Origin of the sequence: Actinotalea lenta (assembly GCF_030586465.1) — a bacterium.
Classification (GTDB): domain Bacteria; phylum Actinomycetota; class Actinomycetes; order Actinomycetales; family Cellulomonadaceae; genus Actinotalea; species Actinotalea lenta.
Genome location: NZ_JAUQYP010000001.1, coordinates 1,037,062 through 1,055,413, shown reverse-complemented (window position 1 = coordinate 1,055,413; position 18,352 = coordinate 1,037,062). Strand labels below are relative to the sequence as shown.

Genomic DNA, 18,352 nt, shown 5'->3' with positions numbered 1-18,352 from the left:
CGGTGCGGCGACCGGGCAGGCTCAGCCGCCGCCGGCGTGGTCCGAGGGTGCGCGGTCGGGCTCGCCGGTGTCACGCTCGTGGAACACGTGCTCCTCGACCTCGTGGCGGGCGTGCTGCGATCCGGTCAGGTACCCGAGTCCGAAGCCGATCGTCGCGCCGACGCCGAGCAGCAGGAGCCCACTGAGCACCGCGACAAGGGCCACCCACCACGGGGTCGGCCGACGCACCGGCGGTGGCGCGACGGGCAGCCAGGCACCTGGGGAAGGAGGGGACGGTACGGCCCGGCCCTGGTTCTCGTCCGAGTCGTCCATGGTCCTCCGGTCGGTCCCGGGCGCTCAGCCTCCGCGGCGCGTCCCACGCGCCAGCGTCCGGCACCGCCCTGATGCTGACCTGATCACCGGCTGGACGCACGCTGTGAGGAGGCGTCCGGGGCTGTGGCGCCGGCCCGTGCACCGCCTGGAGAGCGTGCCTACGGTGGGCGGCATGGGCGATCGCGAGCTGCTGGCCGATCTCGAGCGTCGGGGCTGGCGGGCGCTGTCGGACACGCCGGACGCGGCCGAGGCCTTCTACCGCGAGCTGCTCGACGACGACGTGGAGATGCTGGTGCCGGGCGGCCTGCGCATCACCGACCGGGCCGAGGCGCTGCGCTCGATGAGCGGCGCCCCCTGGGACGGCTTCGTCCTGGAGGACGTCCGGGTCGACCTGCCCCGCACCGGGGTCGGCCTGGTCACCTACGGCGTGGTGGCCCGGCGCGGCGTGGTGCGGTACTCGGCGTGGATCTGCAGCACCTACGTGCGACGCGCCGAGGGCTGGCGTCTGGTGCTGCACCAGCAGACCCCGCGCTGAGCCGGCGCCGCGACCGGCTCACACCACCTGCAGGAACCCGTCGGTCACGAGCTGGCGGACCGGACCCAGCAGCTCGGCACGGAGGGACCCGAGGTCCACCTCCAGCACGGCCGCCAGACCGCCCGTCAGCTGACCCAGGGTGAGCTCCCCGTCGCACGCCCCGACGAGCCCCGCGAGGGCCGTGTCGACCGGGACCGTCCTGCCGAACCCACCGCCCTGGCGCAGCACGATCGCCTGGGGGCCGGACGCCCCGGGACGCAGGTGCCGCTCCTCGGTGACGTCGGCGGCGGTGCGCAGCCGCAACCCGAGCAACGTGTCGTCGTCGAGCCCGGTGACCAGGTCGTGGGAGGCCAGCACGTCGGCCAGGTGCGGTCCGAGCGGTCCGGGCGCCGCACCGCGCTGCTCCTCGAGGCGGCGCAGCGTGGGCACGGCGCCGACCGGTCGTCGCAGGACCACGAAACCGAGCCCGACCGCGTCGACGCCGCGCGCGGCGAAGTCCGCCAGCCAGGCGGTCATCGTCCGGTCCCACGCCGCCGGGTCCTGCTCGCGGAGGGCACCGCCGTCCCGCAGCCACAGCTCGGCGTACTCGGCGGGGTCCAGCACCTCGCGCTGGACCACCCAGCCGTCCAGGCCGGAGGCGTCCAGCCAGGCGCCGACCCGCTCGGTCCAGTCCTCGCCCGTGCGGTGCTCCCAGTTGCCGAGCAGCTGGGCCACGCCGCCCGGGGCCAGCACGCCGCCGACGTCGGTGACGAGGGCCCGGACCAGCGCGTCCCCGGCCATGCCGCCGTCCCGGTAGGTGTAGGTGGGCAGCGCGTCGTCCGTGAGCGACCGCGGGGTGATGACGAACGGCGGGTTGGAGACCACGAGGTCGAACTGCTCGCCGCGCACCGGGTCCAGCATCGACCCGGCGCGCAGGTCCAGCTCCACGCCGGCGAGCGCCGCGTTGAAGGCGGCGTAGGCGAGTGCCCGCGGCGACACGTCGGTGGCCACCACGGCCTCGGAGTGCCGGGCCGCGTGCAGCGCCTGGATTCCGCACCCGGTGCCCAGGTCCAGGGTCCGCGCGCGCCGGTCGCGCACCGTGAGGCCTGCGAGGGTCACGGACGCGCCGCCCACCCCGAGCACGTGCTCGGCGTGCAGCGGGCCGCGGGTTCTCATCGCGCCGAGGTCCGACGCCACCCACCAGGTGGTGGAACCGGTGTGGTCGACCGCGTCCACCGGCCTCAGGTCCACGCTCGCACGCACGGCGTCCTGCCCTGCCGTCCCGGAGGATCGGATCAGTCCGAGCCGCTCGAGCCCGGCGCTGCCGCACCGCGGGAGGGCGGTGTCCAGCGCGCGCCGGGTGGTCTCGGCACCGAGCACGAAGCAGCGGACGATCGCCGCGAGCGCGTCACCGGCCTGCGCCGGACCGCGGGTGGCCAGCAGAGCCGCCGCGGGCTGCTCGCGGTGCAGCGCGGCAGCGGCGAGCGGCCCCAGCCGGTGCTCGACGTCCTCGGCACCGTACGGCGCCAGGTCCGCCGCGAGCGACTCGATGTCGGCGGCGCGCAGGCGTGGCGGGGCCGGGAGCGGGGCCGGGTCCCGGGTCACGCGACCTCGCGCTCCAGCTGCCCCTTCCGGTCCACGATCGCGGCGCGCACCCGGGACAGCACCACGGCACCGAACGCAATCAGCATCGCCGTGGTCGCGATCACCAGCCGCACCGTGTGGTTCGCGGAGTCGCCCACCGAGACGTGCACCACGGCAGGGGCGATGAGCAGCGCCACCAGGTTCATCACCTTGATCAGCGGGTTGATCGCGGGGCCGGCGGTGTCCTTGAACGGGTCACCGACGGTGTCACCGATGACGGCTGCGGCGTGCGAGTCACTGTTCTTCCCGCCGAACCGGCCGTCCTCGACGATCTTCTTGGCGTTGTCCCACGCCCCGCCGGAGTTGGCCAGGAACACGGCCATCAGGACCCCCGCGGCGATCGCCCCGGCCAGGAAGCCGGCGAGCGGGCCCACCCCCAGGCCGAAGCCCACGGCGATCGGCGCGAACGCGGCAAGCAGGCCTGGCGTGGCGAGCTCGCGCAGCGAGTCGCGCGTGCAGATGTCCACGACCTTGCCGTACTCCGGGCGCTCGTCACCGGTCAGGATCCCGGGGTGGTCGCGGAACTGGCGGCGCACCTCGAACACGATCGCCCCGGCCGCTCGGGTGACCGCATCGATGGCCAGCCCGGAGAACAGGAACACCGTGGCAGCGCCGAGCACGACGCCCACGAGCGTGATCGGGGAGATCACCTGGTAGGACAGCATCGCCAGAGCGAGCCCGGTGGACTGCGCGGCGCCCGCGATGGAGGAGACCGCTGCCTGCACCGCGTCGGTGTAGGAGCCGAACAGCGCCGTCGCGGCGAGCACCGCGGTCGCGATCGCGATGCCCTTGGTGATCGCCTTGGTCGTGTTGCCCACGGCGTCCAGGTCGGTGAGGGTCTGCGCACCGCGCGCGTCGACGTCGCCGGACATCTCCGCGATGCCCTGCGCGTTGTCGCTGACCGGCCCGAAGGTGTCCATCGCGACGATCACGCCCACGGTCGTCAGCAGTCCGCAGCCGGCCAACGCTATGAGGAACAGCGACAGGGTGATCGAGCCGCCGGAGATGAGGAAAACGCCGCAGATCGCGGCGGCGATGATGCCCGCCGTGTAGACCGCGGACTCGAAGCCCACGCCGATCCCGGAGAGCACCACGGTGGCCGGGCCGGTGAGCGTCGTGCGCGCGACGTGGATCGTCGGGTTGGACGTCGTCCCGGTGAAGTAGCCCGTGAGCCACAGGATGATCCCGGCCAGGAGCACGCCGATGACCACGGCGAGCGTCGCGACCAGCCGCGGGTCGCCCGTGTGATCCGCGAGGTCCGCGGACAGCCCGCTGAGCCCGGCGAAGCTGGACGGCAGGTAGACGAACGCGGCCAGCGCGGTGAGCACCGCCCCGATGACGGCCGCGGTGTAGAACCCGCGGTAGATCGCCGCGAGCCCGGACTCCTGGCCCCGGACCCGGGTGAGCACCACGCCGAGCGCTGCGGTCACGGCCCCGATGCCGGCCACGATGAGCGGGAACACCAGGCCCTGCTCGCCGTAGGCGACCTTGCCCAGGATGAGGGCCGCCACGAGGGTCACCGCGTAGGACTCGAACAGGTCTGCAGCCATGCCGGCGCAGTCGCCCACGTTGTCGCCCACGTTGTCCGCGATGGTCGCCGCGTTGCGCGGGTCGTCCTCGGGGATGTTGTGCTCGACCTTGCCCACGAGGTCCGCGCCCACGTCGGCCGCCTTGGTGAAGATCCCGCCGCCCACGCGCATGAACATGGCCAGCAGCGCGGCACCGAACCCGAAGCCCTCGAGCACCGACGGCGCCTGCTCGCGGTAGAGCAGCACGACACCCGTGGCGCCCAGCAGGCCGAGTCCCACCACGCCCATCCCGACGACGCCGCCGGTGCGGAACGCGATCCGGGCCCCCTCGGTACGGCCGTCGGCCTCCCGCGCGGCGGCGGCGACGCGGACGTTCGCGCGCACCGCGAGCCACATCCCGAGGTAGCCGATGGACGCGGAGAACCCCGCCCCGACGAGGAAGAAGATGGACCGTCCGATCCGGATGCCGCTGTCGCCCGGCAGAAGGAAGAGCAGCCCGAACACGATGGCCGCGAACAGCACCAAGGTGCGGAACATCCGGTTGAGATACGCCGAGGCACCCTCCTGCACCGCCTGGGCGATGGCCTGCATCGCCGTGGTGCCCTCGGGGGCCTCGAGCACCTGGCGCCGCAGCGCGACCGCGAACACCAGGGCGACGACGGCGATCGCGGCGATCACCGCGACGATGACGATGCTCGTGCTGCCGAGCGTGGGCATCCGACCTCCAGTCGTTGGTGGCGCACAGAGGCGGTGGCCGTCCGGCGCCGGTGCCGGGCGCGGTGACGCCGCGGAAGGCCAGAGTCTACGGGCGGGACCCTCCCGCGCCACCGGGAACGGAGGAACCTCGTGTGGCCGGTGCCGGCCCGGACGGAGCCCGATGACCGCCTGGGAGACCGCACGCACGTCGTCCGCGCGGGATCGCACGGGCCGGGCACGACGAGGTCGCCGCGGACCGCGAGCCGTCGCGCTGCACACTCCCGCGCAGGGCGAGCGCACGTGCGTGGTGCTGCGGTTCTGCGAGGACTGGACGGTGGTCGCCGACGCCGAGCACCTGCCCGAGGGTGAAGCGTTCCCGTCGCATGGCGACGGTTTCGCTGCACCCTTCGGCGCGGACGCGCCGGGTCCGCCGACGGAGGCCGGCACCGCGTGCAGGGCGGGAGGTACAACGGTTCGGCGCCCTGCGCGCCGTCAGCCGGTCCGGCAGGCCGTGGGGCGGCCTCAGGCGAGTGCTTCGGCCAGCGACGGGTGGATCGCGAACACCTGTGTGAGCGCGGTGATCCGGAAGACCTTGAGGATCTTCTCCTCGTTGATGACCAACGACAGGTCACCGCCGAGGGTGCGGACCTTCTTGAGGGCTCCGACGAGCACGCCGAGCCCCGTGGAGTCCATGAACGACACCTGCGTGAGGTCCACCACGATGGAGGTGTGCTCCGCGTCGACGAGGGAGGCGATCTCCTCGCGCAGAGCCGGAGCGGTGTAGACGTCGATCTCGCCCGTGACCTCGATCACGGTCCGGTCGCCGATCTGGCGGCTCGTGACGGACACGTCCACGCGGGTCTCCTTCCGCTCGGTCCCGCTAGTCAACACCACGGGCCCGGCTCGGGTCATGTGAATCCAGGGCTCACGGTGTCACCCGGGACGAGCACGTTAGGCCGTCCGGGTGACATCGCGGGGACCTCGCCCGGCGGGTCGTCGCGGAGTCGTGCCGGGGGCCGTGCGGGCCCAGGGCGACGGGCCGACGGGAGCACGCCGCGAAGGGGCGTGGGCAGCCGGTGGCACGATCGTCGCGTGACCTCGGACGACCTCCTCGACGTGCTGCTCGCCGGCGGACGCCGGGCCGACCGCGCCACGCACGTGGAGCGGCTGCCCGGGCGCGCCGGACGCGCGGCTGCGTGGCCGGACTGGGCCGACCCCGACCTGGTGGCCGGCTACCGGGCCCTCGGCGTCGAGCAGCCGTGGGAGCACCAGGTCGCCGCCGCCGACGCGGTGCACGGCGGCAGGCACACCGTGCTGGCGACCTCGACCGGATCGGGCAAGTCTCTGGCGTTCTGGCTCCCCGCCCTGACCGCGGTCCGCGGGTCCGCCGCACCGCGGGCCACGGTGCTGTACCTGGCCCCCACCAAGGCACTCGGCGCGGACCAGCTCGTCGGCCTCGAACGACTTCTCACGACGGCTGCGCTCCCAGACCTCCGGGTCGCGACGTGCGACGGGGACACCGGCCCGGAAGCCCGCCGCTGGGTGAGCGAGCACGCCGACGTGGTGCTGACGAACCCGGACTTCCTGCACTTCTCCCTGCTCCCGGGCCATCGCCGCTGGATGCGGCTGCTGCGCGGGCTGCGCGTCGTGGTGCTGGACGAGGCGCACGCGTACCGCGGCGTCTTCGGCGCGCACGTCTCCGCGGTGCTGCGCCGCACGCTCCGGCTGGCCCGCGGCTACGGCGCGGAACCGACGGTGGTGCTCGCCTCGGCCACCACGGGCGACCCGGGGCGCAGCGCCGCGCAGCTGCTCGGGGTTCCGGTCGACGACGTGGTCACGATCACCGACGATGCGTCCCCCCGCGGGCGCAGCACGCTGGTGCTGTGGCAGCCCCCGGAGGTGCCGGGCGCGCGCTCGCTGCTGGCCGCGACGGCGACCCTGCGCCACGCGGGTGCACCGGCCGGCGCGGTGGACGAACCTTCCGTGGACGCCCCACCGGCGGCAGGCCGCCGGTCCGCGGCGAGCGAGGTCGCCGAGCTGCTGGCAGACCTGGTCGCGTCCGGTGCCCGGGCGCTCGCCTTCGCCCGGTCCCGGCGCAGCGCGGAGTCCGTGGCGGCGATGGCGCAGGATCACCTCGAAGAGGTCGAACCCGGACTGGGGTCGACCGTCGCGGCCTACCGCGGCGGCTACCTGCCCGAGGAGCGCCGCGCACTGGAGGGCGCCCTGCGGTCCGGCGCGCTGCGCGCCCTGGCCACCACCAACGCGCTCGAGCTCGGCGTCGACATCTCGGGGCTGGACGCCGTGCTCATCGCAGGCTGGCCGGGCACGCGGGTCTCGTTGTGGCAGCAGGCGGGGCGCGCGGGCCGCGCCGGCGCCGACGGCCTCGCGGTGCTCGTCGCCCGCGAGGACCCGCTGGACACCTACCTCGTGCACCATCCGCAGGAGGTGGTCGGCGCTGCCGTGGAGGCCACGGTGTTCGACCCCCAGAACCCCTACGTGCTGGCCCCGCACCTGTGCGCGGCCGCCGCGGAGCGGCCGCTGCGCAGCGAGGACCTCGCACTGTTCGGCCCCGGGACGCGCGAGCTCCTGGACGTCCTGGTCGAGCGCGGGGCGCTACGTCGGCGCAGCTCGGGCTGGTACTGGACGCACGCCGACCCGGCAACCCGGCTGACCGACCTGCGCGGCACCGGAGGGGAGCCGGTGCGCGTGGTCGAGGAGGACACCGGCCGACTGCTCGGTACGGTCGACGCGGCGTCCGCCGATGCGCAGGTGCACCCCGGAGCGGTCTACGTGCACCAGGGCCGCACCTTCCTGGTGGAGCACCTCGACCTGGAGGCGTCCGTGGCGCTCGTCCAGGCGCACGACGTCGACCACCGCACCTGGGCGCACTGGGCCAGCACCGTGGACATCCGTGAGGTCCGCGAGGTGCGACAGGTCGGCCGGGTCACGTGGGGCTTCGGCGTGGTGGACACCACGACCCAGGTCACCGACTTCACCAAGCGGCGGCTGCCGGACCTGGCGGCGGTCGGTGGCGACGTCCTGGACCTGCCACCGCGGACGATGCGGACGACGGCCGTGTGGTGGACCGCGCCGCCCGAGGTGCTCGCCGCGGCCGAGGTGGACGACGGCTCCGCGCCCGGCGCACTCCACGCGGCGGAGCACGCCTCGATCGGTCTGCTCCCACTGCTGGCCACGTGCGACCGGTGGGACCTGGGCGGGCTGTCCACGGCGATGCACCCGGACACCGGTTCGGCCACCGTGTTCGTGCACGACGGCTATCCGGGCGGGGCGGGCTTCGCGGAACGCGGCTACCGCCTGGGCCACCGCTGGCTGGCCGCGACGCGGGACGCGATCGCAGCGTGCGGCTGCACCGGCGGATGCCCGGGGTGCGTACAGTCCCCGAAGTGCGGGAACGGCAACGACCCGCTGGACAAGGCCGGCGCTCTCCGGCTGCTGGACGTGGTCCTCGGCGAGGGCTGAGGTGTCCTGGCACGTCACGGAGCCGGACCCGCGCGCGCCGTCGCATGCGCCGGCCACGGGCCACCTGCGCGGACGGTCAGCGTGACCACGGCGCCGCGCACGTCGCACGCGCCCATCACACCGCCGTTGCGCACCGCGACCTCGCGCGCCCGTCCGCAGGCAAGGTCCCGGGCGAGCTGCGGGTCGACGGTGGACGTCAGGCCGTCGGGCAGCGCGACGGCCTGCGCCCCGGCCAGGGCTGCGAGGTCGGCGGCTGCGCGCGCCCGCTGCGCCCCCGCCAGACCGCGCACGGCCACCGCCAGGACGGCTGTCGCGCTCAGCACCACAGCGACGACGCCGATGGCGAGAACCGTCCCGGCTCCCGCATCGCGGCCCTCCTGCCACGGCGACGCGCTCCGGGCGGGTGCGCGACAGCCCGGCGCCCACCAGCTCACCCGGACCGCTCCTGTCCGTTCGCCCGGCCCGGCGCGCGTTCCAGCCAGGCGACGGCCGACGACCGCACGGTCAGCGGGCCTGCCGTCAGCGGTCCGCCCGGGGCAGTCGCTGCGACGCGGACGGTGACCCAGGGCGGATCACGCTCCACGTCGACGTCCGCCCCTGGGAGCACGCGCCGGACGCCTCGGGTCACGGATGCGTCGTCGAGCGCGAGCGCGGCGAGCCTCGCGCCGGTCCGAGCCGCCTCGGCGGCGCGCAGCTGCAGCCCGGCGGCGGCAACCGTGACCAGCACGACGGCGATGACGAGCAGCACGGCAGGCAGCGACACCGCGAGCTCGACGGTGACCGCTCCGTGGTCGGCGCGCGTGACCGGTGTGGGCCGCCCGGCCGGGCGGCGGGCGCGCGCCACCGCCGCGAGCGCCAGGACTCCGGCCGGGTGGCCCACACCCTCGGTCACGTGGTCAGTGCCCCGCGCACGATCCCGGTGAGGAGCTCACGCACCTCGTCGCTGCGCAGGATGAGCACCAGCAGCCCGGCGAAGGCCGCCGCCGCGACCGTCACGATGGCGTACTCCACCGTGGCCATCCCCGCGTCGGTCGCGTCACGCAGCGCGGCGCAGCGCCGGTTCCAGACCGCCTGCACGCGAGCGGGCCGCGGGACGCCGCCGGACGCGCGGACGTCGCCGGCCCCACCCGCGCCCGCGGGCATCGCTCCGTCCGGGCGCCCCGGTGTGCTCGCTCCCGCGCCACCCCGCGTACGTGCGCCCCTCACGGTCCTCGTCATCACACCCTCCCTCCGTGCCGGACCACCCGGCTCCCCCACCCTCGCCGTCGACGTCGGCCGGACCGGGAACCGACCGTGGGACCGGTGGAGCCACGCTCCCGCGTCCGGCTGTGGAGGACCGTCGAGGGCTACTGGCCCAGCTCACCTCGGGCGAGCGAGACCAGTACGGGCACCAGCCCGACCATCACGAAGGCGGGCAGGTGGCACAGACCCAGCGGCAGGAGGAGCCGGACCCCGAGCCGCCCCGCTGCCTCGTTGGCCGCCACGCTCTGCTCGCGGCGCAGCCGTCTGGCGGCGGCGCGCAGCGAACGCCCCGGCGCCACTCCCGCCCCCCACGCGGCACGCAGGGCGTCCGCGATCACCATGACCTCCCGCGGGGCCCCGGCCCAGGCCTGCGACCAGCGGAGTCCGGACGTCAGCAGCTGACCGGCCTGGGCCATGGCCGCCCCGCGCCGGCCGCCCGACGCGCGCCCCACCCCCTCGAGCGCTCCCGGGACGCTCGCACCGGCGGCACACACCGCGGCGGACAGCTCGAGCAGGACGGCGACGGGCACCTCTGGGGTCTCGCCGGCGACGAGGCGGCGTCCGAGTCTGGTCCGCGCACCTCTGCCACGAGCGGCCCGCACGGAGGACGCCGGACGTGCAGCCCGATCCCCTCGCCACGCCCCGCGATCCGTGGCCTCACGCGCTCCCTCACCCGCGGCCCGCACGAGCCGCGAGCTCCAGGCGCGCCCCACCAGCGCGGCCAGGACACCTGCCAGGCCCAGGACGCTCCCGGCGCCACCGTCGACGAGCACGCCGAACGGGTCCGCACCCACCGCCACGCCCAGGAGCAGACCCAGCGCCGGGAGCCACGCGAGCAGCCGCGCCGACGACGTCGGGCCGGCCAGCGCAACGCGGCGCCGATCGTCGGTGTCCTGCTCGGCCTCCAGCGATGCCGCCACGGCGTCGAGGACCGCGGCCGGTGGTGCTCCCGTGCGCGCGACGAGCCGCCCGGCCGCCCGGACGGCCGCGACCGCGTCCGGCCGCGCCCCGGCCCGGGCCAGGTCGGCGGCGCGGGGCACCTCCTGGCCGCGGACGCCGCGTGCCGCCCACGCGGCGCTCGGGTCGGCGCCGGACCTGACCGCTGCGGCGACGTCCACCACGAGCTCCGAGAACTCTCGACCGGCCGACCGGCGTGGGCCGGTCCGCACGAGCCCCCGGCCGAGGAACCGGGGCGACGTGCTGCGACCGTCGGGCAGCAGGCCGTGCGCGCGACTCACCCGTCGGACACGGCCGGCCAACGCTCGGTGAGCAGCCCCCAACCGGGCCCGCGACGAGCGCCGTCGCCGTCGGCCGTGACGGCCTCGAGCACGTGCAGCCCCGGGGCCCCCGCGCTCCCGTGCCTCTGGGCATCCGGGGCCCCGCGCGAGGCGGCGTCGACCACCACGCCCACCTGGGTGACCCGCCGCCTGCCCCCGACGCGGTTCAGGTGCACCACGACGTCGAGGCCGCTGGAGGCCTGGGCGGCCACGCTCGCGGGGTCGAGACCGGCCAACGCGCCCAGTGCCATCAGCCGGCTCGGTACGTCGTGCAGGGCGTTGGCGTGCATCGTGGCCCAGCCGCCGTCGTGCCCGGTGTTGAGCGCCGCGAGCACCTCGCGCAGCTCTGCACCGCGCGCCTCGCCGAGCACGATGCGGTCCGGCCGCATCCGCAACGCGTGGCGCACCAGCTCGGGCAGGTCCACCCGACCGGCCCCTTCGACGTTCGGGCGGCGCACCACGAGCCCGACGACGTGCGGGTGGTCGGGGGTGAGCTCCGGGACCTCCTCCACCAGCACGACCCGCTCGTCCGCCGCTGCGAGCGCGAGGAGGGTCGCGAGCAGAGTGGTCTTGCCGGTACCCGTGCCGCCCGTGAGCAGCCCGTTCGCGCGGCCGACCATGAGCTCCCGGAGCACCGGCACGAGCGCGGGGTGCACCGTGCCGCAGGCCACCAGCTCGGGCAGCGTGAACGGGCGGCGACGGGGCACACGCAGGCTCATCAGCACACCGGACGCGGACACCGGAGGCAGCACGGCGTGCAACCGCGTGCCGTCCGGCAACCGGGCGTCCACGACCGGGCAGGCGTCGTCGAGCCGCTGACCCGCGAGCGCGGCGAGCCGCACGGCCAGCGCGCGCACCCCTTCCTCGTCGCCCAGCACGGCGGTGCGTCGTTCGAGCCCCCGGCCCCGGTCCACCCAGACGTCGTCGGGACCGTTGACCAGCACGTCGGTGACCCCACGCTCCGCGATCAAGGGCTGGAGGGGTCCCGCGCTGCCCACCCCGCGCTGCGAGACGTCCCCGAGCCCCGCGAGCTCCCCCCGTCCCACCGCCCCGCCGTGCCCCGCCTCGCCCTCCATGCCGAGGCCGCGGAACGAGGCCGGGCGGTGGGCCCGCGCGTGGACGCTCACGGGCCGAGCCGTCCGGCGATCCGCAGGACGGCACGCCGCAGCCGGCGGCCTGGCTCCGGCCCCAGCCCACGGTCCGCCGCATCGGCGATCCGGCGGTCGGTGGGCAGCAGCCCGAGCAGCGGCAGGTCGGCAACGTGCGCCGCCTCGAGAGGCGCGACCGTGGACCGTCGGCGGCGCAGCACCAACCGTGCCGGGCCAGGGTGCCGCTCCCGGGCGGCCAGCAGCCCCGCGACGCCGCGGACGTCCTGACCGGCGAGCAGCACGACCTCGGCCCCGCAGGTCGCGGCGTGCGCTGCATCGGAGTCCATTCTGCCGGCGGCGAGGTCCACCACGACGCCCGCTCGGCCGGCCCGCAACCCACCCAGCACCGCCGTCACCACCTCGCCGGTCGGCATCGCGCCGGTCCGCTCCGCCGAGAGCACGTCCACCCCGCGCCACCGCGGGAGAGCACCCAGCAGCTCGTCAGGCTCCGGGTACCCGCGCAGCCCGTCGAACGCGGGCCATCGCGCGCCGGGTCGGCGTTCGATGCCGAGCGTCACCTCCAGGCCCGCACCGGCACCGAGGTCCAGCAGGACCACCGGATCGGCGCGGTCGCCGCGCGCCCACGTGCGTGCGAGGAGCGCGGCGAAGGTCGACGCGCCGGCACCTCCCGTCGCGCCCGCCACCACGACGACCCCGGACACAGGGACGAGCCTGCCCGGGCCCGGCACCGGCCGCCCGAAGCGACCCCGTGCCCTGTGGACGGGTGCCGGCGAACGCGGCCGTGCACGACGGCCGAGCCCGGCCGCGGTTACCCTCGGCACGTGCCGAGCGAGGACGCCCGTCGGGTCGCCGCCGTGTTCGACCTGGACAAGACGATCATCGCCACTCCTGCGGCGATGGCCCTGTCACGCCCGTTCCGGGCCGGCGGTCTGCTGACCCGGCGCGCGATGCTGCGGGCGGCCTACGCGCGTGCCGCGTTCGAGCTCGGGCACGCGGACGCGGCGGCGACCGAACGCCTGCGCTCCGCGCTGTCGACCATGGTGCGTGGCTGGGATGTCGCGACGGTCGCCCGCATCGTCGAGGAGACCCTCGCCGCCGCGATCGCGCCGACCGTGTACGCCGAGGCCGTCGCGCTCATCGACGACCACCACGCCCGTGGGCACGACGTCGTGATCGCCTCCGCGTCCGGCATGGACGTGGTGCGGCCGATCGCCGACCTGCTGGGCGCGCAGCACGTGGTGGCCACCCGTATGCAGGTGCGCGACGGGCGGTACACCGGCGAGCTGGAGTTCTACGCCTACGGGCAGGACAAGGCCGATGCGGTGCGCGAGCTGGCGCTCGCCCACGGCTACGACCTGACGGACAGCTACGCCTACACGGACTCGGTCACCGACCTGCCGTTGCTCGAGCTCGTGGGGCACCCCACCGTGGTGAACCCGGACCGGGCGCTGCGCCGCATGGCCGAGGACCGTGGCTGGTCGGTCGCGACGTTCGCGCGGCCGGTCGCCCTGCGACTGCCACTGCCTCGGGCCCGGCACACTGCGGCGATCGTGGGCACGGCGCTGCTCGGCGTGTGCGTCGCCGCGTGGCTCGTGCGGCGCGACGCCCGTCCCACCGGCTGAGAGTGCCGGTCCCGGGCCTCGGACCTCGCCGACGCCGAGCGGGCCAGCGCGCCGCCGCACGACTTCCCAGCGCGAGGTTCTAGGCGTACAACAGAGGTACAACAGCACAGCGGGAGACGAGCAACCCACGCTCGACCAGTCCTCGAGAGGACCTGCCGACCGGGCTTGTCCCGTTGCGGCAAGACGTGAAGCGCCTGATCACTCGTCCCCCGCCGCTGTCACGACGGCGTTCCTGCGGGAACGCCGTCGGTTTGTGCGGCGGCTTCGCGCGCGACCGCGGCTACGTGAGCCGACCCGCAGCGACGTCGTCGGCGACGACGTGGGCCGCCTGTGCCCCCCCGAGCAGCGCGTCGGCGCACCGCTGGACCCAGGGGCGCCACCCCGCCGCCGTGCTGGCGCCCGCCAGGGTGCCCAGGAAGCCCTGCGGGTCCTGCGCCCACGCGACCTCGGGCATCGCCAGCCCGGACGGGTCCAGGCCCGAGGTGATCGTGACCCACCGGAACACCGCCCTCGCCACGACCGCGTTGTGGTCGCGGAACGGTCGCAGCAGGCTCAGCTGGGCGAGCGCCGCTGCGGCGGTCTCCAGCCCTGAGGTGCCGGCCGACCCACCCACCAGGTCCGCGAGCTCGACGAGGGCGCCACCCAGGCGCGGTCCCACCGGAGCCTCGCCCAGGCCGCGCAGGTCCCCCGGCTGGTCCGCGACCCGGAGCCGGCCGTCGCCCCCCGCCGCCACGTGCAGCGACACCACGAGCTGTCCGAGGGGGACCTTCGGCAACGGTGCCGTGGGGCCCGACCAGCCCCGCGTCACGGCCGCCCGGACCCGGAGGCCCGCCCGCGCGACGGCCTCGTCGGGACCCTGTGGCGACGCACCCGAGGCCAGCTCGCGGACCCTGGCCGGTGGCACGCGTGCCCCGTCCAGCGCCGCCCCGGCCGACGCAGCCCGCACGTCCGCCTCCACCCGGGCGACGTCCCAGCCCCGGCGCAGGGCCGGGTGCCAGCGCAGCCGCGTGCAGGCGTCGCGAACCGACGCGACGACGTCGTCCTGGGGGGTGCGGCGCATGGCGACACCATAGGAGCGCTCGGAGGGTCGTCGAGCCGGCGCGCTCGCGCAAACACGCCCGAGCCTCGCGACGCTCCTGCTCATGACGCCGCAACCGCGCACAATGGCGCCATGGCCTCAGCACCGAGCGTGTCGTCGTCGATCACCGTGCGCATGCGGGTGCGCGCCCGGCCCACCGCCGTCAGCGACCTCACGACGGCGATCGAACGTGCCGGCGGGATCGTCACCGCACTCGACGTGACCGAGTCCGGGCAGGCCCGGATCGGCGTGGACGTCACGTGCGCGACGCGCGGCGAGGAGCACGCCGGCCAGATCGTGGAGGCGCTCGAGGGCCTCGACGGCGTGCTGGTCGAGCGCGTCAGCGACCGGACGTTCCTCATGCACCTGGGCGGCAAGCTCTCGATCGAGTCCAAGGTGCCGATCCGCAACCGGGACGACCTGTCGATGGTCTACACCCCTGGCGTGGCGCGGGTCTGCGAGGCCATCGCCGCACGCCCGGCCGACGCCCGCAACCTCACCATCAAGCGCAACACCATCGCGGTGGTCACCGACGGCACGGCGGTCCTCGGGCTGGGCGACATCGGCCCGCTCGCGGCGCTGCCCGTGATGGAGGGCAAGGCCGCGCTGTTCAAGCGGTTCGCCGGGATCGACGCGTTCCCGCTGCCGCTGGCCACCACGGACGTCGACGAGATCGTGCGTACGGTCGTCGCGATCGCGCCGGCCTTCGCGGGCATCAATCTCGAGGACATCTCCGCCCCGCGCTGCTTCGAGGTCGAGGCGCGGCTGCGGGAGGCCCTGGACATCCCGGTGTTCCACGACGACCAGCACGGCACCGCGATCGTGGCACTTGCGGCGTTGACCAACGCACTCAAGGTCGTGCACAAGGACCTCGCGGCCGTGCGCATCGTGATGTCGGGCGCCGGCGCCGCCGGCACCGCGGTGCTCAAGCTGCTCCTGCACGCGGGTGCGACCGACGTCGTGGTGTGCGACATCGACGGCGTCGTGCACACCGGCCGCGACGGACTGGACCCCTCGCTGCGCTGGATCGCCGAGCACACCAACCCGCGGGGCCTGACGGGCACGCTGCGCGACGCGATGGCGGGCGCGGACGTGTTCGTCGGGCTGTCCGCCCCGGGCATCCTGACGGGGGACGACATCGCGACCATGGCCGACGACGCGATCGTGTTCGCGATGGCCAACCCACGCCCCGAGGTCGACCCGGACGAGGCCGCACCGCACGCGGCGATCGTCGGGACCGGGCGCTCGGACTGGGCGAACCAGATCAACAACGTGCTCGCGTTCCCCGGGGTCTTCCGCGGTCTGCTCGACGCGCACTCGACGAGCGTCAACGACGACATGCTGCTCGCCGCGGCCCGGGCGCTGGCCGGGGTGGTCTCCCCTGCCGAGCTCAACGCGACGTACATCGTCCCGAGCGTCTTCCATCCCGAGGTGACCTCGCGGGTGGCGGCCGCCGTGGAGCGCGCGGCGCGCGCGACGGGCGCGGCGGAGTACCGGATCGGCGCCGACGACGCGGCCGCGGACCTGGGCTGACGCGTCGGTCACACCATCCACGGCCCGGACCAGGCTTTCGTCCCACGGCTCATGGGACGACTTACGGGACGCTACCCCGCGTGCTGACCATCGAGGAGAACGTCGCCCGCCAGTCCGTCGCAGCGGCGGGCAAGTCCGCGCTGTTGTCCCAGCGGTGGACCTTCCTGGTCCGCACCATGCTGGCCGGGGCCTACATCGGCATCGGCGTGGTCATCATGACCACGGCGTCCGGGCCGCTGATCGCGGCGGGATCCGGGTTTGCACCGCTGGTCTCCGGGCTGGTGTTCGGGGTTGCCCTGACCCTCGTGGTGATCGCCGGGGCCGAGCTGGCGACGTCGTCGATGATGTACCTCACGCACGGCGCGATGCTGCGACGGATCACGTGGGGGCGTGCCGGTGGCGTGCTGCTCGCCACGCTCGGCGGGAACCTGCTGGGCGCCCTGGCGTTCGGCGGTCTCGTGCACGCCTCCGGCGTGCTCGCGCCGGGGACGCCCGGCGGCGCGATGCTCGCCTCGATGGTGGAGCACAAGGCTGCGGAGCCGTTCGGCCAGCTCCTGGTCCGCGGCATCCTGTGCAACCTGCTCGTGTGCCTCGCGGTGTGGTGCGCGAACCGGCTGACCGGCGAGGTCGCCAAGATCATGGTGATCGTCGCGTGCGTCATGGTGTTCATCACGTCGGGCTTCGAGCACGTGGTGGCCAACATGACCACCTTCTCGCTCGGCCTGTACGGCGGTCTGCCCGGTGCCACCGTCGCAGAGTTCGCCCGCAACCTCCTGGCGGTGGGTCTCGGCAACACGATCGGGGGCGCGCTGCTGGTGGGCGCGGCCTACGGCGTCGGCATCCGGACCGCTCCCGCCGAGCGTGAGGCCGCCACGGTCTGACGGGGCGCGACCGGTGCGCCCGGAAGCGGGCCCGCCACTCCTCGCAGTAGGTTGGTCGTGGCACGACGAGCCGAGGGAGGCGCCCCATGACCGGGCCGACCGACGAGCCAGCCGACCGCGAACGCAGCCAGGATGCCGCACCGGAGGACTCCGGCGCGGCGCCGGAGTCGCCCGAGCCGGCCACCGAGCCAGACGTCGCGGCTCAGGACGAGGCCGCGCCCTCGACACCGCCACCGCCGCCCGGTGCGGCACCGCAGGCTCCGCCCGCGGCCGGCGTCGAGCCCACAGCAGAGCCGGAACCCGCGACAGCAGAGCCGGAGCCCGCGACAGGCGAGCCGGAACCCGCGACAGCCGAGCCGGAACCCGCGCCGCCGGTCCAGGAGCCCACCCCTGCACCCGCCGAGCCCGCCGCACCGGCCGAGCCCGCGGCCGCGGAGCCCACCCCACCGCCCACCGCCCCTGAGGCAGCGCCGTGGGCGCCCCCGGGGAACGCCGAGACGACGGCCGACGCGCCGCCGTCCGCGGAGGGCGCACCTGGGGTCCAGGCCGGTCCTGGGCAGCACGCCCATCCGCGGCCCTATCCACCCACGGTCACCCGGGTTCCCACGTCGGAGACCATGGGCGCCCCTGCCGAGTCGGTGCCGCCGGTCGTCGCGGATCCGAACGCCACCGCGCCGATGCCGCCGACCGCAGACACGACGGCCACGCTGCCCCCCGCCCCTGCGGCGCAGCCGGTCGCTCCCCCGATCGGTACGCCCGCCCCGCCGCCGACGGCCGGGCGTCGAGCGCAGCGCAGGGAGCAGGCGGATCTCCCGGAGCTGCCGCCCCGCCCGGGGGCCGGACGGCACGTGCTCGGCGTGCTGGTCGGACTGTTCCTCACCCCGATCGCGCTCGTGCTCACGGGCGTCGGCCTCGTGCGGCAGGGCGGACGCGACCCCCTCGGCGACGCAGCCTGGAACGCCGGGGACGTCTCACTCCTCGTGGTCGGCCTGGTCCTGCTGGTCGCCGTCGTGGCGCTGGGGGTGTGGTCCCCCGCCGTGCCGATCACCGGAGGGGCGCTGTGGGGGGTCGGCCTCAGCGTCTGGTACCTGGGCTGGCCCGGAACGGTCGAGAGCTGGATCGACTCGCTGTACTCGACCCGCCCCGCATCGGTCGACCAGCTCACGGGTTCCGTGTGGAGCGGTACGTGGCTGGCCCTCGGGCTGGTGCTGCTCGTCGCCGGGATCGCCACCGCCGTGGCGCGCCGCCGCGGGCGCCTGTTCGGCGAGCACACCGCGCTGGCGACCCAGGTGCGGCTGGAGGCTTCGCGGGCCGAGGAGGCCCGCCGCCAGGCCGCCGACGCCGAGGAGGCGGCCCGCGCGGAGCGGGCCCGTTCCGCCGGGTAGCCCCGCACCCCTCAAGACCAGATCGGGACTTTGGTCCGCATCTGCGGGCG

17 protein-coding genes are annotated in these 18,352 nt (G+C 75.3%); 6 read left to right on the top strand and 11 right to left on the bottom strand.

Translation table 11 applies throughout. The features are described from left to right. Nucleotides 1-21 precede the first annotated feature (21 nt). On the bottom strand, nt 22-312 hold the full coding sequence (locus Q6348_RS04950) for a hypothetical protein (protein WP_304600194.1): 291 nt from the start codon (nt 310-312) through the stop codon (nt 22-24). A 172-nt stretch (nt 313-484) separates the two neighbouring features. Here Q6348_RS04950 and Q6348_RS04945 point away from each other — a divergent pair, with 172 nt between their 5' ends. Continuing rightward, on the top strand, nt 485-847 hold the full coding sequence (locus Q6348_RS04945; protein ID WP_304600193.1) for a nuclear transport factor 2 family protein: 363 nt from the start codon (nt 485-487) through the stop codon (nt 845-847). An 18-nt stretch (nt 848-865) separates the two neighbouring features. On the opposite strand, the gene Q6348_RS04940 is transcribed toward Q6348_RS04945, so the two are convergent. From Q6348_RS04940 to Q6348_RS04930, 3 genes are all read right to left on the bottom strand, one after another. Next, entirely contained in the window at nt 866-2,431 is a 1,566-nt protein-coding gene (locus tag Q6348_RS04940) for a DUF7059 domain-containing protein (protein WP_304600192.1), read from the bottom strand. Continuing rightward, entirely contained in the window at nt 2,428-4,716 is a 2,289-nt protein-coding gene (locus Q6348_RS04935; RefSeq protein ID WP_304600191.1) for a sodium-translocating pyrophosphatase, read from the bottom strand. The genes Q6348_RS04940 and Q6348_RS04935 overlap by 4 nt, the downstream gene beginning before the upstream one ends. A gap of 501 nt (nt 4,717-5,217) precedes the next feature. Further along, nucleotides 5,218-5,550: an STAS domain-containing protein gene (locus Q6348_RS04930; RefSeq protein WP_304600190.1), complete on the bottom strand. Its 333-nt coding sequence runs from the start codon at nt 5,548-5,550 to the stop codon at nt 5,218-5,220. Between the two features lie 237 nt (nt 5,551-5,787). Between Q6348_RS04930 and Q6348_RS04925 the strand changes: the two genes are divergently transcribed. Beyond that, nucleotides 5,788-8,175, top strand: a complete 2,388-nt coding sequence (locus Q6348_RS04925) for a DEAD/DEAH box helicase (RefSeq protein ID WP_304600189.1) — start codon at nt 5,788-5,790, stop codon at nt 8,173-8,175. A 14-nt stretch (nt 8,176-8,189) separates the two neighbouring features. Here the strand turns inward: Q6348_RS04925 and Q6348_RS04920 are convergent, their stop codons facing one another. The 6 genes from Q6348_RS04920 to Q6348_RS04895 form a co-directional block, all read right to left on the bottom strand. Continuing rightward, nucleotides 8,190-8,609 (bottom strand): histidine kinase, encoded by a 420-nt coding sequence (locus tag Q6348_RS04920; RefSeq protein WP_304600188.1) that lies wholly within the window; start codon nt 8,607-8,609, stop codon nt 8,190-8,192. Continuing rightward, complete coding sequence (locus tag Q6348_RS04915) at nt 8,606-9,067, bottom strand: TadE family type IV pilus minor pilin (protein ID WP_304600187.1); 462 nt, start codon at nt 9,065-9,067, stop codon at nt 8,606-8,608. The genes Q6348_RS04920 and Q6348_RS04915 overlap by 4 nt, the downstream gene beginning before the upstream one ends. Then, a complete protein-coding gene (locus Q6348_RS04910) occupies nt 9,064-9,393 on the bottom strand; it encodes a DUF4244 domain-containing protein (RefSeq protein WP_304600186.1) in 330 nt (109 codons plus the stop codon). The genes Q6348_RS04915 and Q6348_RS04910 overlap by 4 nt, the downstream gene beginning before the upstream one ends. Nucleotides 9,394-9,521: 128 nt before the next feature. After that, a complete protein-coding gene (locus Q6348_RS04905; RefSeq protein ID WP_304600185.1) occupies nt 9,522-10,655 on the bottom strand; it encodes a type II secretion system F family protein in 1,134 nt (377 codons plus the stop codon). Then, on the bottom strand, nt 10,652-11,821 hold the full coding sequence (locus Q6348_RS04900; protein ID WP_304600184.1) for a TadA family conjugal transfer-associated ATPase: 1,170 nt from the start codon (nt 11,819-11,821) through the stop codon (nt 10,652-10,654). The genes Q6348_RS04905 and Q6348_RS04900 overlap by 4 nt, the downstream gene beginning before the upstream one ends. Then, the gene (locus Q6348_RS04895; RefSeq protein ID WP_304600183.1) at nt 11,818-12,504 is read right to left on the bottom strand and encodes a CpaE-like family protein; all 687 of its coding nucleotides are present in this window, start codon (nt 12,502-12,504) and stop codon (nt 11,818-11,820) included. Before Q6348_RS04895 ends, Q6348_RS04900 begins: the two co-directional genes overlap by 4 nt. Nucleotides 12,505-12,624: 120 nt before the next feature. Between Q6348_RS04895 and Q6348_RS04890 the strand changes: the two genes are divergently transcribed. Next, nucleotides 12,625-13,425: an HAD family hydrolase gene (locus tag Q6348_RS04890; protein WP_304600182.1), complete on the top strand. Its 801-nt coding sequence runs from the start codon at nt 12,625-12,627 to the stop codon at nt 13,423-13,425. 280 nt (nt 13,426-13,705) lie between these two features. Here the strand turns inward: Q6348_RS04890 and Q6348_RS04885 are convergent, their stop codons facing one another. Further along, nucleotides 13,706-14,485, bottom strand: coding sequence for a Fic family protein (locus Q6348_RS04885; protein ID WP_304600181.1), 780 nt, complete (start codon nt 14,483-14,485; stop codon nt 13,706-13,708). A 111-nt stretch (nt 14,486-14,596) separates the two neighbouring features. Here Q6348_RS04885 and Q6348_RS04880 point away from each other — a divergent pair, with 111 nt between their 5' ends. The 3 genes from Q6348_RS04880 to Q6348_RS04870 all read left to right on the top strand — a co-directional run bounded on the left by Q6348_RS04880 (nt 14,597) and on the right by Q6348_RS04870 (nt 18,302). Next, nucleotides 14,597-16,036 carry an NAD-dependent malic enzyme gene (locus tag Q6348_RS04880; RefSeq protein WP_304600180.1) on the top strand — a complete coding sequence of 480 codons (1,440 nt, stop codon included), beginning with the start codon at nt 14,597-14,599 and terminating at the stop codon, nt 16,034-16,036. Between the two features lie 80 nt (nt 16,037-16,116). Further along, on the top strand, nt 16,117-16,917 hold the full coding sequence (locus Q6348_RS04875; protein ID WP_304600179.1) for a formate/nitrite transporter family protein: 801 nt from the start codon (nt 16,117-16,119) through the stop codon (nt 16,915-16,917). An 86-nt stretch (nt 16,918-17,003) separates the two neighbouring features. After that, on the top strand, nt 17,004-18,302 hold the full coding sequence (locus Q6348_RS04870) for a hypothetical protein (protein ID WP_304600178.1): 1,299 nt from the start codon (nt 17,004-17,006) through the stop codon (nt 18,300-18,302). Nucleotides 18,303-18,352 lie beyond the last annotated feature (50 nt).

Bases quoted from the DNA above. Each gene is read 5' to 3' on its own strand.
- Q6348_RS04945 (WP_304600193.1), top strand. From the start codon at position 485: ATGGGCGATCGCGAGCTGCTGGCCGATCTCGAGCGTCGGGGCTGGCGG.
- Q6348_RS04870 (WP_304600178.1), top strand. From the start codon at position 17,004: ATGACCGGGCCGACCGACGAGCCAGCCGACCGCGAACGCAGCCAGGAT.
- Q6348_RS04935 (WP_304600191.1), bottom strand. From the start codon at position 4,716: ATGCCCACGCTCGGCAGCACGAGCATCGTCATCGTCGCGGTGATCGCC.
- Q6348_RS04885 (WP_304600181.1), bottom strand. From the start codon at position 14,485: ATGCGCCGCACCCCCCAGGACGACGTCGTCGCGTCGGTTCGCGACGCC.
- Q6348_RS04880 (WP_304600180.1), top strand. From the start codon at position 14,597: ATGGCCTCAGCACCGAGCGTGTCGTCGTCGATCACCGTGCGCATGCGG.
- Q6348_RS04910 (WP_304600186.1), bottom strand. From the start codon at position 9,393: ATGACGAGGACCGTGAGGGGCGCACGTACGCGGGGTGGCGCGGGAGCG.
- Q6348_RS04950 (WP_304600194.1), bottom strand. From the start codon at position 312: ATGGACGACTCGGACGAGAACCAGGGCCGGGCCGTACCGTCCCCTCCT.